The organism is Pelagibacterium nitratireducens (genome assembly GCF_037044555.1).
In the GTDB taxonomy this organism is placed as follows: domain Bacteria; phylum Pseudomonadota; class Alphaproteobacteria; order Rhizobiales; family Devosiaceae; genus Pelagibacterium; species Pelagibacterium nitratireducens.
In genome coordinates this window covers 788,479-801,899 of record NZ_CP146275.1, presented here as the reverse complement: position 1 = coordinate 801,899, position 13,421 = coordinate 788,479, and the positions used below count along the sequence as shown (strand labels likewise).

The following is a 13,421-nucleotide window of genomic DNA, read 5'->3' as shown; positions in this document are numbered from 1 at the left end:
CCTACCGTGCCAACGGATAGCGGAACGCCGACCGCCCGATGGCTGAAAACAGCCCCGAAAAGCCCAGCGACAAAATGAAATACATCACCGTGATCACCAGATAGACCTCGAACGCCGCAAAGGTCGTCGCCTGGATGTTGTTGCCCGCCGCTGCCAGGTCGGTCGCCGAAATCGCCGAAACCACCGACGAGGTCAGCATCAGATAGATGAACTGGCTGGTCAGTGCCGGATAGATGGTGCGGATCGCCGGTTTGAAGATGATGTAGCGAAAGATCTGGTACCCCTTGAGCCCCAGAGCCTTGCCAGCTTCCACCTGCCCGCGATTGATCGATTCGATCCCCGCCCGCACGATTTCGGTGGCATACGCCCCCACATTGACCGACAGCGCCACCAGCGCGGCGGTATTGGGATCGAACCGGATCCCCAGCGCGGGCAGCGAGAAATAGATAAAGAAGATTTGCACGAGGAACGGGGTGTTGCGGATCACCTCGATATAGATATTGACCAGCCAGGCCAGGGGCCGAATGCCGGCTGTTTTGGCGGCGGCGCACGGAACCGCAATCAGCGTCCCGATCAGGATCGCGCCGAAGCTCAGTTGTATCGTGATGAGCGCGCCATAGATCAACTGGTCGAAATTGTTGATCACTGGCGCGAAGTTGAACTGATAGTCCAAGCGCTCACTCCTCCCGCTGCAATGCCCGCATTCAAAGAGCCCGATTCACGGGCCGCCAGCGCTGCAGATTAAGTTCCGAAGCTGCGTTTCCGATCCAATAGGAAACGGACGACGCCCCGGCCTCCTTCAATTTAGATCGATCTAAAAGCCTTAATGGCCCCGAGTCAACCCCACGATCCGAACCCGCCAGACCCCATTATCCTCGGGCAGCGCCAACCGATCCGCGTTCGACGAAATGGGACGGCACCCTGCGAATCTCCACCTCCGCCTCGGGCGTCTCGATCCGTCGCAGCAGCAATTGCGCCGCCAGCACCCCGATCTCGACCGGCTCGGTCGCAACCGAGGCCAGCCCTGGCCGCACCAGATCGGTTTCGGCAACATTGTCGAACCCGATCAGTGACATGTCGCGTCCCGGAACCAGCCCACAATCGGAAAACCCCCGATGCATGCCCAGCCCGATAACGTCGTTGTGGCAGACCCACGCGGTTGGTGCATCCTGTGTTCCGGCCATTTGCCGCGCCAGCGCCATGGCCTCGCCATGTGTGGGATCGATTTCGATCTCGATGGCGGAAGCAACCCCGTGCCGAGCCATTGCTGCCCGAAAAGCGGCAAGCCTTTCGTCATGGGCCGAATGGTTCAGATTGGCGGTCACGAACCCGATCCGCGAATGGCCGAGATCCACAAGCCGCGCCACGGCTCCTTCCATGCCCCCGCTCTGATCCATGCCCACATAATCGACAACCCCGGCGCCCACCGTTCGCAGCGCCTCGACGACCGGCATCCCCCAATCGGTCAGCCTTTCGATAAAGCGTGGCGCGGTGCCTGCCGCCGGGCACACTATCAGCCCGTCCACCCCGTGCTCGCGCATCCTTGTGACGAACCCGTCCTGCTTGCCCGCCGATTCGGACGAATGGGCGATGAAAGTCGCAAGCCCCGCTCCATCGACCACCTGGTCGATCCCCGCCAGCAAAACGCCGAAAAACGGATTGGAAAGATTGGGGATGATCACTCCGATCGTACGGCTGCGCGCAGCACGCATCCCGGCCGCGCCCAGATTATAGACATAGCCGATCTCGGCCATCGCCGCTTCCACGCTTGCCCGGGTTTCGGCCCCCACCAGCGGGCTCTTGCGCACCACAAGAGATGCCGTGGCCCGCGACACCCCCGCCTTGCGGGCAACGTCCATAAGGGTGGGGCGCGGCTTGCGCACCGGTTTTTCGCCCATCATCCTCCCCCGACCTTGCGATTATTAGATCGATCTAAGATCAAGATGACAAGCCCGGCCCCAATTGGCAACACTCGGCATCGCAAAGGGAACCGCTCATCGTCCCGACCATTGCTTAAAAAGAGATAAGGAGCCCGCCATGCCCGACAGTCAGAACCCCCGTCCGCCGCTCGGCGACACCCCGCCGCCTCGACCCCATCCGCGCCCCGGTCGGCCGGTCACACCGCCGCCGCCACAAGAGCCCGAAAACGACGTCCCCGGCACCCCGCCAAGTCCGGAACCCGACGTCCAGTTTCCGGACCCGCCCCAGCGCTAAGGTCGGACCCTAAAGCAATCCCGCCCTGGCCAGATCGCCCATCAATGCCCTTGGCCCATAGGTCCAGGGCGCACATTCGGTGCACAAACCAACGGTATTGACCAGCGCCCCCAGCGCCGGCGTCGAAATCGTCACCACATCGCCCCGCTTGTGGGTAAAGCCCTTGCCCTCCCCGTCACGGTCCTGCACCGGCGCAAACATCGTCCCCAGATAAAGCGCGAGCCCGTCGGGATATTGGTGATGGGTCCCCAACGCGGCGGCCACAAGCGATTCCGGCGTCCGCGAAATCTGGCTCATCGACGAATGTCCGCTGAGCCTGAAGCCGTCTTCGCCCACGACCTCGAGCGCAATCTCCATCTGCTTGACGTCGTCCAGTGAGAAATCCCCATCGAACAATCGGATGAACGGCCCCAAAGCCGCCGACGCGTTATTGTCCTTGGCCTTGCCCAGCAGCAGCGCCGAACGGCCTTCAACGTCGCGCAGATTGACGTCATTGCCCAGCGTCGCTCCGAGGATTTCGCCCGTCGACGAGACGATCAGCGCCACTTCGGGCTCGGGATTGTTCCAGGTCGAGATCGGATGCAGCCCCACACTGGCTCCATGCCCGACGCTGGCCATCGGCTGGCATTTGGTAAAGATTTCCGCGTCCGGCCCGATCCCCACTTCGAGATACTGGCTCCACACGCCCTTTTCGATCAGCTTGGCCTTGACCGCCATCGCCGCGTCCGAGCCCGGCACCAGTTGCGACAGATCCTCCCCGATCAGCGCGAGCATTTCCCCGCGCAACTGGTCGGCGCGCCCCGCATCGCCCTTGGCCTGTTCCTCGATCACCCGCTCGAGCAGGCTCACCACAAACGTGACCCCCGACGCCTTGATCGCCTGCAGATCGACCGGCGAAAGCAGCGTTACGCCATCCGCCTGGCCTTCCAGCACTGCGTCAAGATCGGCGACCACATTGCCCTGCGCGCTCCTCACATAACCTGCCGGATCGTCCATCTCGCAGATATCGCGCACGGTCGGCGCGGCCTTGGCGGTGATGTCGACGACCTTGCCGTCCCGCACCGTCACAATGCGCGGATGCCCACCGCCATCCAGCCGCACTCGACCCAGAAAAATGCCCTCATCAAAAACGCTCATTGCCATCTCCAATTTTCTTGCTCCAAGGATGTGCCGAGGTTCAGGTCAGGACGGAGCGAGAAGGGTGGTTGCGAGAACCGGAACGAAGCGTACACTGAGTACGTGAGTACCGGAAGCGCAGCAAATCTCCCTGCGCAGCCCTTCATGGCCTGAAGATTGGTGTATCCTAGCCCCTGCCGACAAACGGCATCTGTGTCGCCATCACGGTCATCGTCAAGGTGTTGGCCTCCAGCGGCAGCGCCGCCATATAGCTGACCGCGCCGGCGACATGCCCCGCATCGATGGTCGGCTCGATTGCCATCGACCCGTCGGCCTGCAGAACGCCAGACGACATTCGCGTTGTCATGTCCGTTGACGCATTGCCGATATCGATCTGCCCCACCGCAATGTTAAACGCCCGCCCATCGAGCGCCGAAGCCTTTGTCAGCCCCGAAATAGCGTGCTTGGTCGCCGCATAGGGCGCCGATTGCGGTCGCGGTGTCGTAGCCGAAATCGACCCGTTGTTGATGATCCGCCCGCCCTGTGGGCTCTGCGCCTTGAACTGGCGGAACGCGAACTGCGTGCAGAAAAACGCGCCCGACAAATTCGCCCCTACAATCTGGTTCCACTGGGCCGCCGTAACATCTTCGAGCGCCACCGAAGGCGCATTCATCCCGGCATTGTTGACCAGAAGATCAAGACGGCCCCAGCGCCCGATCACCGTTTTGAACGCGGCCTCGACCGCTGCCTGATCCCCGATATCGACCGAAACCGCCAGCACCCGTTCGCCGCCAGCGTCGATCTCGCCGGCCGTCGCCTCGAGCACGTCCAGCCGCCGCCCGAACAGCGCCAACGCAAACCCGTCGGCATAAAGCGCCTTGGCAATGGCCTTGCCCACCCCGGTGCCGCCGCCGGTCACGATTGCAATTTTCATTTCGGCAACTCCCCGCCCAGTTCATCCTCGATATGGATCGCAATGATCTCGTCGAACGAGGATTCGGCCCTAAACCCCAGCGAGAGCGCCCGCGAGGCGTAGAAATCCTTGGCCCAGCCCTCGACCATCTCGGTGGTCATGGCATCGGGCTCGCGCCGGATCAAGGCCACCGCCTTGTCCCCGGCCACGCGCCGCAGCGCCTCGATCTGTTCGCCCACTGTCGCCGAAAGCCCCGGCATGTTCAGACTCCGCCGCGCCCCGAGGCTGGCCGTATCCATATGTGCCGCATGGATCAGGAATCCCACGGCTGCCCGCGGGCTGGCGTGCCAGTGCCTGGCGTCCTCGCTGACCGGCAATACGGCCTCCAGCCCCACCAGTGGTTCGCGCAGGATCGAGGAAAAGAACCCCGAGGCTGCCTTGTTGGGCTTGCCTGGACGGATGCAGATGGTCGGCAGGCGAATGCCCACCCCGTCGAGAAAGCCGCGCCGCGAATAGTCCGCCAGCAGCAGTTCCCCGATCGCCTTCTGCGTCCCGTAGCTGGTACGAGGCGTCTGGAAAAATTCGTCCCCGATCTTGTCGGGAAACGGCGCGCCGAACACCGCAATCGAGGAGGTAAAGACAAAGCGCGGGCAATAGGGCGCGCTCTGTCCCGCCTGCCGGATCGCCTCGAACAGATACCGCGTTCCGTCGAGATTGATCGCGTAGCCCTTTTCGAAATCGAGTTCAGCTTCACCTGAAACAATGGCCGCCAGGTGAAAGATCACATCGGGCCGCTCGGCAATCAGCGTCGCCGCCACGCCCGCATCGGCAATGTCGACCGCCCGCGTCCTGATGGTCATCCCCGCCGCCTGCGGCATTGCGGGCTCGACCACATCGACCAGCGTGAGCCCATCGATCTGCTTGCCCACCAATGTGCCCGATGCGACAAGCGCATCGGTAAGCTTGCGGCCGACCATGCCGGCGGCCCCGATAATCACGATATTCATAATCTGATTCTGTCCTCCCCAAACCTCGGTTCTATTTGCGATCCGTGCTCTGACGGGCCTTGAGCTCATATCCCACATCGACAACAGCCGGCTCGGGCCGCTCGCCCTTGGAGGCGGCGATGATCATTTCGATGGCCCGATACCCCATGTCGTAGCGCAGCGTGCGGATCGACGAGATGGTGGGATTGCTGGCGGCTGTATAATCGAGATCGTTATACCCCATGATTCCGAACTGGCCGGGCACGCGGATATGGCGCCTCTGGCACTCGAACAGCGCGCCCAGCGCCATGTCGTCATTGTTGCAGAACACGGCGTCCGCATCGGGCGCCATCCCGAGAAAATCGGCAAACATCTCGCTCCCGCGCGTCACCGAGGACGCCTGCGGCGAGGTCAGGATCAGCCGCTCGTCATAAAGGCCCTCGGCATGGAGCACTTCGCTATAGCCGTCGAGCCGTCTTTGCGCCCGCGGGTCCATGCGCGCACCGATAAACCCGATTCGACGATAGCCGTTTTCGATCAGGTGCCGCACCGCCGCCCGTCCGCCCTCGCGATGATCGAACCCGATCATCATGTCGATGGGATCGGGCCCGATATCCATGATCTGGACCACCGGGCAGCCAAAACTGTCCAGCAGCGCCCGCGCAGCTTGGGACTGGTCGATCCCCGAAACGATCAGTCCGACCGGTCGCTGCGCCGCAAACACCTTGAGCAATTCTTCTTCCTTGCGGTTGGTGTAGCGCGTATTGCCCAACTGCACCTGATAGGGCGTGCCTTCGACGGCATCGTAGATCCCGCGCATGACATCGGAAAACACCAGATTGGTCACCGAGGGAATCAGCACCCCGATTGTCGATGTGGTCGCCGATGCAAGCGCTCTTGCCGCCTGATTGGGCGCATAGCCCAGCGCATCCACGGCCGCATGAATGCGCTCGCGAACCTTGTCGGAAACGATCTCGGGCGTGCGCAGCGCGCGCGATGCGGTGATAACGCTGACATCCGCGGCGGCGGCAACGTCCTTTAGCGTTACCGCCCTGTATATATTATCTTTTTTTCCCACTATCTCCCTCCAGCGCACTCATTGCATTGCGGTGCGCCGTTGACAATGACATACGCTATCATTTAAGCCTCTGTCCAGACGGCTCGTGACTGGCAGGAAAAACTGCCGCCTTGCCGACGCGATTGCAGCGCCTTTTACCAAGTGCGCTATGGGAGGAGACCTGAACATGCGCAATGCGCAATTTTGGGCATGGACGGGACACCCCGCTCATGACTAGGGCCATCGAAACCATCGTCAGGCTGGTCGAGTTCGTGCTGGCCGCGCTCCTGTTCGGCATGGTCATCATGGTCGCGACCAATGTGGTGCTCCGCTACGGATTTAACAGCGGGCTGACCTTTTCCGAAGAGATGAGCCGGTACTTTTTCGTCTGGCTCACCTTCATCGGCGCGGTTCTCGCCTTCAAGGATCACGGTCATATCGGGGTGGAAACCCTGGTCCGGCGCTTCAACCGCACCGGCCGGCTCATTTGCATGGCGATAAGCAACGCCCTGATCATCTTTGCAGCGGGCGTCTTTTTCTACGGCACATGGATGCAGCACCCGATCAACGCATCGATGACCGCAGCGGTCATCAACATGTCGATGATCTGGGTCTATGGCATCGGCTACTTCACCTCCCTGGGCATCGGGCTCATTGCCCTTTATCGCCTCTTCGAAATCGTGACGGGCCGCGTGTCCGACACCGAGATCGCGCGTTTCGCCGGCGAGTATGAGGAAAATAAAGTCGTGGAGCGCGCCATATGATCATCCTGGTCTTCCTGGGATCGCTGTTTTCGACCTTGGCCATCGGGCTTCCGGTCGCCTTTGCGCTTCTGACCACCGGCATCGTGCTCATGACCTTCATGGGCATGTTCAACCCCCAGATCATCGCCCAGCAGATGATCACCGGCGCCAACACCTTCACCCTTCTGGCCATCCCGTTTTTCCTTCTGGCCGGCGAGTTGATGAATGCGGGCGGGCTTTCGCGCCGCATCGTCCATTTCGCCGTCACCTGCGTGGGTCACATTCGGGGCGGGCTGGGCTTTGTCGCCGTGATGGCCGCGGTCATCATGGCGTCGATGTCGGGTTCGGCTGCCGCCGATTCCGCCGCGCTTGCCGCCATCCTCGTGCCCATGATGCGCGATGCAGGCTATAACGTGCCGCGCGCTGCCGGCCTTATGGCCGCAGGCGGCATCGTTGCCCCGGTCATTCCCCCCTCGCTCGCCTACATCATCTTCGGCGTTGCCGCCAACGTCTCCATCACCGGCCTGTTCCTGGGCGGCATCGTGCCGGGCCTGATGATGGCCGTCTCGCTGGCGCTGATGTGGGGCTTCGTCGCCCGCAAGGAAAAGGTCGAGACCCTGCCCAAAAGCTCGGGCAGCGAACGCTTCAAGGCCGCAGGCGCTGCCGTCTGGGCCCTGTTCATGCCCGTCATTATCCTGGCCGGCATAAGGTTCGGCATCTTTACACCCACCGAGGCTGCAGTGGTTGCTGCCGTCTATGCCCTGTTCGTGGGCGGCGTCGTCTATCGCGAACTCACTTGGGCCAGCCTTTACCGTGTGTTCGTCAACGCGGCAAAGACCACCTCCATCGTGATGTTCCTTGTTGCTGCGGCACTGGTTACGTCCTGGCTGATCACCTCGGCCAACATTCCAAACCAGCTCATCGGTCTGGTCGAACCCTTCATCGACAACCCCAGGCTCTTGATGTTCTGCATCGTGCTCCTGCTGCTTGTCGTTGGCATGGTCCTCGACCTGGCTCCGACCATCCTGATCTTCGGTCCCGTGCTCATGCCCATGATCCGGGCGGCAGAGATCGATCCCATCTATTTCGGCATCATCTTTGTGATGTCCACCTGCATCTCGCTGATCACCCCGCCGGTTGGCGTCGTGCTCAACGTGGTCAGCGGGGTCTCGCGCGTGCCCATGGGCAAGGTGGTGTATGGCGTTCTGCCATTCATCCTGTCCCAGATCATCGTGCTGGCCCTGCTCGTTATGTTCCCCGAGATCGTGCTCACGCCGCTCAATTGGCTGCGCTGATTTCGGGTTCACCAAAAACCAATGGAGGAGTTCTCAAAATGAAAACCATCGTCACAACCTCGCTGGCCGCAGCTCTGGCCATGAGCGTGGCTCTGCCCGCCCATGCCCAGTTCACCGACCGCACCATCCGCATCGCCAACGGCATTGCCGAAGATCACCCTGTCGCCGATGGCGTCGATACCTTCACCCAATGCGTCGATGAAACCTCGGGTGGCGCCTGGACGGTCAACGCCTTCTGGTCTTCGGCCCTGGGCGACGATCTGCAGTCGGCTCAGTCCCTGCGCTCGGGCACGCTCGAAATGGTCATTTCCTCGACCTCCCCGCTCGTTGCCATCGAGCCGGCCCTGGGTGTTTTCGACCTGCCCTTCCTGATCTCGAGCGATGAAGAAGCCGATGCGCTTCTCGACGGCGAGTTCGGCCAGTACATTTCCGACATGATGCCCGAAGTCGGCCTCGTGAATCTCTCCTTCTGGGAAAACGGCTTCCGCAACCTTTCCAACTCGGTGCGCCCGGTCCAAACGCTTGCCGATTTCGAGGGCATGCGCGTCCGCGTCATGCAGAACAACATCTTCCTCGACACCTTCCAGACCCTTGGCACCAATGCAACGCCAATGGCCTTCGGTGAAGTGTTCACGGCTCTGGAAACCGGTGCCATCGACGCCCAGGAAAACCCCTATGTGACGATCGACACCTCGCGCTTTTATGAAGTGCAGGATTATGTCTCCAACACCCGTCACGCCTATACCCCGTTCATGGTCCTGTTCTCGGGCCCGATCTTTGACACGCTGTCGGAACAAGAACAGCAGATGCTCTTCGATTGCGCCGCTGAAGGTCAGACCGTGCAGCGTGAATCGAGCCGTGCCCTGTCCGATGAATCGCTGCAGCGCATTATCGATGCCGGTCTCGAAGTCAACGACATCTCGGACGAAGCCATGGCCGAAATCCGCGAAGCCGTTGCCGGCGTTTACGAGCGCAGCGCCGATTCCATCGGTGCCGACGTTGTCGAACGCGCCCAGGCCGAGCTCGCCGCCATCCGCGGCGAATAATCGTCTCCTCCCTGACGATTCAGGTCACGCGCCACACTCATGGCGCATGACCGACCAGAAGGGCGGAGCCTCGGCTCCGCCCTTTTCTTGAACAACCGTCCGACACGGATCCGCCCATGAAGATCACAGCCGTCGAAACCCTGCGCCTTGGACAGTTCGGCAATGTCGTCTGGATTCTGATCAAGACCGATGAGAACATCACGGGTCTTGGAGAAACCTTCCTCGGCGCCGCAGCGGTCGAAGCCTATATTCACGAAACCGTCGCCCCCAAACTGGTCGGCCGCGATCCGCTGCAGATCGAAGCGATCAACCGGGATCTCATCGGCTATCTGGGCTGGCGCGGGGCCGGGGTCGAAACCCGCGGCAATTCGGCCATCGACATCGCGCTGTGGGACATTTTCGGCAAGGCGCTCGGCGTCCCCGTTTCGGTCGCGCTTGGTGGCAAGTCCCGCGATACGATCCGCACCTACAATACCTGCGCCGGCTATTCCTATATCCGCGACAACCGCGCCCAGTCGGTCGACAATTGGGGCCTTGATGCCATGCCCATCGGCCCCTACGAAGACCTCGACGCCTTTTTGAACCGCGCCGACGAGCTCGCGCTCTCCCTTCTCGATGAAGGGATCACAGCCATGAAGATCTGGCCCTTCGATATCGCCGCCGAGCGCACCCATGGTCTCGACATCTCGGCCGCTGAGCTCAAGACCGCGCTCGAACCTTTTGAAAAGATCAGGAAGGCCGTCGGCGACAGGATGGACATCATGGTCGAGTTCCATTCCCTTTGGCGCCTGCCCGCCGCCCAGCGCATCGCGCGCGCTTTAAAGCCCTACGATACCTATTGGCACGAAGATCCCGTGCGCATGGACAGCCTCGATACCCTCAAGGCCTACGCCCCCCACACCGATGCCATGATCTGCGCCTCCGAGACACTGGCCTATCCCCACGCCTTCCGCGATTATCTCGCCACCGGCGTCGCGGGGGTCGCCATGCTCGATCTCTCCTGGTGTGGCGGGCTGTCCGAAGCAAGAAAGATCGCCGGCATGGCCGAAGCCCAACAAATCCCCGTCGCGCCGCACGATTGCACCGGGCCAGTGGTCTTCATGGCCTCCTGCCAGTTTTCGCTCCACGCCCGCAACGCCTTGATCCAGGAATCGGTGCGCGCCCTTTATACCGGCTGGTACACCGAAGTCGTCGATGCCCTCCCGATCGTTGGCGACGGCCAGATCACCCTGCCCGATACCCCGGGGTTGGGCATCGAACTCCTCCCCGAACTCTTTACCCGCCCCGATGCCATCCATCGGCGCTCCAATGCCGAGGGAGAACTCTAGATGAGCAGCGTCAAGGCAACACCGGTCCCGATGTCCCCCGCCCGCATGGGCGTGCTCATCATGCTGTTGGCCATGTTCCTGTTTTCACTCAACGATGCCATGGGCAAATGGCTGGTCGCCACCTATTCGGTCGGCCAGGTGCTCTTGCTGCGCTCCGCCGTCGCCCTGGTTATCCTGTTGCCATTCCTCTGGAAATCGGGCCTTAAACCCATTCTCTCCGCCGAGCGGCCGAAGCTTCAGTTCGCCCGCGTGGTGTTTTCCACCGCCGAAGTGTTCTGCTTTTACTGGGCCGTCTATTTCCTGCCGCTGGCCGATGTGATGACCTATTGGCTCGCCGCCCCCATCTATGTAGCCGCCATGTCGCCGTTCCTTTTGAAGGAAAAGGTCGGCCCCATCCGCTGGGCCGCCATCGGCCTTGGCTTTGTCGGCGTGCTCGTCGCCCTTACCCCCTCGGGGGAAATCAATCCCCTCGCCATCCTCGTTTCGGTCGTCGGCACTCTGGCCTTTGCCTTGATGGTCATCACCGGTCGCACCCTGCGCGGCACGCCCGACAAGACGCTTGTTTTCTTCCAGATCACCGGCGCCCTCATCGCCGGTCTGATCCTCACCCCATTCGGCTGGGTTACCCCCACCGTGCCCGATTTCCTGCTGCTCGGCACGCTCGGCGTGGTCGCCATGCTCGCCCATATCTGCGTCAACCGCGCCGTCAAACTCGCCGATGCCGCCGCCGTTGCCCCGCTACAATATACGCTCCTGCCCTGGGCGATCATTCTGGGCTATCTCTTCTTTGGCGACCTGCCGCGCCCCCTCACGCTGGTCGGCGCCGCCATCATCATCACCTCGAGCTTCATCATCTACCTCCGCGAACAACGGACGCGGCGCACCTCCCCCGCGCCAGCCGTCAGCGGAACAGGAGAAACCCTATGAAAAAACTTCGCTCCCGCGCCTGGTTCGACAACCCCGAAAACCCCGACATGACCGCGCTCTATCTCGAACGCTACATGAATTACGGGATCACCCGCGAAGAACTTCAATCCGGCAAACCCATCATCGGCATCGCCCAGACCGGATCGGACCTCTCTCCCTGCAACCGCCACCACATGGTCCTCGCCCAGCGCGTGCGCGAAGGCATCCGCGAGGCCGGCGGCATCGCATTCGAATTCCCGGTCCACCCCATTCAGGAAACCGGCAAGCGCCCCACCGCAGGCCTTGACCGCAACCTCTCATACCTCGGCCTCGTCGAAGTGCTCTATGGCTACCCACTCGATGGCGTGGTCCTCACCATCGGCTGCGACAAGACCACCCCCGCCATGCTCATGGGTGCCGCCACTGTCGATATCCCGGCCATCGCACTCTCGGTCGGCCCCATGCTCAACGGCTGGTTCAAGGGTGAACGCACCGGCTCGGGCACCATCATCTGGAAGGCCCGCCAGATGATGGCCGCCGGCGAAATCGGCTATGAGGAATTTATCGAGCTTGTCGCCTCCTCGGCCCCCTCGGTAGGCTATTGCAACACCATGGGCACAGCCACCACCATGAATTCGCTTGCCGAAGCACTCGGCATGCAACTGCCCGGCTCTGCCGCCATCCCCGCTCCACACAAGGATCGCGCCGCGATCGCCTGGCGCACCGGCAAGCGTATCGTCGATATGGTCCATGAGGATCTCAAACCCTCCGACATCCTCACCCGCGAGAACTTTCTAAACGCCATCGCCGTCAATTCGGCCATCGGCGGCTCGACCAATGCGCCGGTCCACATCAATGCCATCGCCCGCCATATCGGCGTGGACCTCTCGATCAGGGACTGGCAGACCCACGGCCACCACATCCCCCTGCTGGTCAATCTCCAGCCGGCCGGCGAATATCTGGGCGAGGATTTCCACCGCGCCGGCGGTGTCCCCGCTGTCGTCAACGAGCTGATGAAAAAGGGTCTGATCTACGAGAACGCCCCCACCGCCAACGGCCAGACCATCGGCGAGAACTGCCGCGCCACCCCCATCCTCGATCCTGACGTCATTCGCCCCTTCGACACACCTCTGACCGAGGATGCCGGATTTATCGTCCTTTCGGGCAATCTGTTCGATAACGCCATAATGAAGACCTCGGTCATCTCGCCCGAATTCCGCCAGCGCTATCTCTCCAATCCCGATGATCCCGAAGCCTTCGAGGGCAAGGCCGTCGTCTTTGATGGCCCCGAGGATTATCACCACCGCATCGACGACCCGGCCCTCGAAATCGACGAGTTTACCCTGTTGTTCATGCGCGGCGCCGGCCCCATCGGCTATCCGGGCGCCGCCGAAGTGGTCAATATGCGCCCGCCCTCCTATCTCATCAAACGCGGCATCCATGCCCTGCCCTGCATCGGCGATGGCCGCCAGTCGGGCACTTCGGGCTCCCCCTCGATCCTCAACGCTTCCCCCGAAGCCGCCGCTGGCGGCGGTCTGGCCCTGGTCCGGACCGGAGACCGCGTGCGCATCGATCTCAAATTGGGCATCGCCGACATGCTGGTCAGCGATGAGGAACTGGCCCGCCGCCGCGCCGAGCTCGACGCAAAGGGCGGATACCCCTTCCCCGATCATCAGACCCCCTGGCAGGAAATCCAGCGCGGGTTGGTCGATCAACTCGGTGACGGTGCCGTCCTCAAACCCGCCGTCAACTACCAGCGCATCGCCCATGCCAAAGGCCTGCCCAGAGACAATCACTAGTCGTCGCAAGGCCCTCGA

The 13,421-nt window shown here is 62.0% G+C and carries 12 protein-coding genes; 6 read left to right on the top strand and 6 right to left on the bottom strand.

Features of this window, described 5'->3' with window-relative positions:
• Window position 1: 1 nt before the first annotated feature.
• From V6617_RS04150 to V6617_RS04125, 6 genes are all read right to left on the bottom strand, one after another.
• A complete protein-coding gene (locus tag V6617_RS04150) occupies window positions 2-673 on the bottom strand; it encodes an amino acid ABC transporter permease (protein WP_338609313.1) in 672 nt (223 codons plus the stop codon).
• A gap of 196 nt (window positions 674-869) precedes the next feature.
• On the bottom strand, window positions 870-1,901 hold the full coding sequence (locus tag V6617_RS04145) for a LacI family DNA-binding transcriptional regulator (protein WP_338609312.1): 1,032 nt from the start codon (window positions 1,899-1,901) through the stop codon (window positions 870-872).
• Window positions 1,902-2,223: 322 nt separating this feature from the next.
• Complete coding sequence (locus tag V6617_RS04140; protein ID WP_422394801.1) at window positions 2,224-3,351, bottom strand: fumarylacetoacetate hydrolase family protein; 1,128 nt, start codon at window positions 3,349-3,351, stop codon at window positions 2,224-2,226.
• Window positions 3,352-3,517: 166 nt separating this feature from the next.
• Window positions 3,518-4,264 (bottom strand): SDR family oxidoreductase, encoded by a 747-nt coding sequence (locus V6617_RS04135; protein ID WP_338609309.1) that lies wholly within the window; start codon window positions 4,262-4,264, stop codon window positions 3,518-3,520.
• Window positions 4,261-5,250, bottom strand: coding sequence for a D-erythronate dehydrogenase (gene denD / locus V6617_RS04130; RefSeq protein ID WP_338609307.1), 990 nt, complete (start codon window positions 5,248-5,250; stop codon window positions 4,261-4,263). The genes V6617_RS04135 and denD overlap by 4 nt, the downstream gene beginning before the upstream one ends.
• Before the next feature lie 31 nt (window positions 5,251-5,281).
• On the bottom strand, window positions 5,282-6,307 hold the full coding sequence (locus tag V6617_RS04125; protein ID WP_338609306.1) for a LacI family DNA-binding transcriptional regulator: 1,026 nt from the start codon (window positions 6,305-6,307) through the stop codon (window positions 5,282-5,284).
• A 209-nt stretch (window positions 6,308-6,516) separates the two neighbouring features.
• Here V6617_RS04125 and V6617_RS04120 point away from each other — a divergent pair, with 209 nt between their 5' ends.
• From V6617_RS04120 to V6617_RS04095, 6 genes are all read left to right on the top strand, one after another.
• On the top strand, window positions 6,517-7,050 hold the full coding sequence (locus tag V6617_RS04120) for a TRAP transporter small permease (RefSeq protein WP_338609304.1): 534 nt from the start codon (window positions 6,517-6,519) through the stop codon (window positions 7,048-7,050).
• Window positions 7,047-8,324, top strand: coding sequence for a TRAP transporter large permease subunit (locus tag V6617_RS04115; protein ID WP_338609302.1), 1,278 nt, complete (start codon window positions 7,047-7,049; stop codon window positions 8,322-8,324). Before V6617_RS04120 ends, V6617_RS04115 begins: the two co-directional genes overlap by 4 nt.
• A 38-nt stretch (window positions 8,325-8,362) precedes the next feature.
• Complete coding sequence (locus V6617_RS04110) at window positions 8,363-9,370, top strand: TRAP transporter substrate-binding protein (RefSeq protein WP_338609300.1); 1,008 nt, start codon at window positions 8,363-8,365, stop codon at window positions 9,368-9,370.
• Window positions 9,371-9,486: 116 nt separating this feature from the next.
• The gene (locus V6617_RS04105; protein ID WP_338609298.1) at window positions 9,487-10,698 is read left to right on the top strand and encodes a mandelate racemase/muconate lactonizing enzyme family protein; all 1,212 of its coding nucleotides are present in this window, start codon (window positions 9,487-9,489) and stop codon (window positions 10,696-10,698) included.
• Window positions 10,699-11,625 (top strand): DMT family transporter, encoded by a 927-nt coding sequence (locus tag V6617_RS04100; RefSeq protein ID WP_338609296.1) that lies wholly within the window; start codon window positions 10,699-10,701, stop codon window positions 11,623-11,625.
• The gene (locus V6617_RS04095; protein ID WP_338609294.1) at window positions 11,622-13,403 is read left to right on the top strand and encodes an IlvD/Edd family dehydratase; all 1,782 of its coding nucleotides are present in this window, start codon (window positions 11,622-11,624) and stop codon (window positions 13,401-13,403) included. The genes V6617_RS04100 and V6617_RS04095 overlap by 4 nt, the downstream gene beginning before the upstream one ends.
• The last annotated feature ends 18 nt before the right edge of the window (window positions 13,404-13,421 follow it).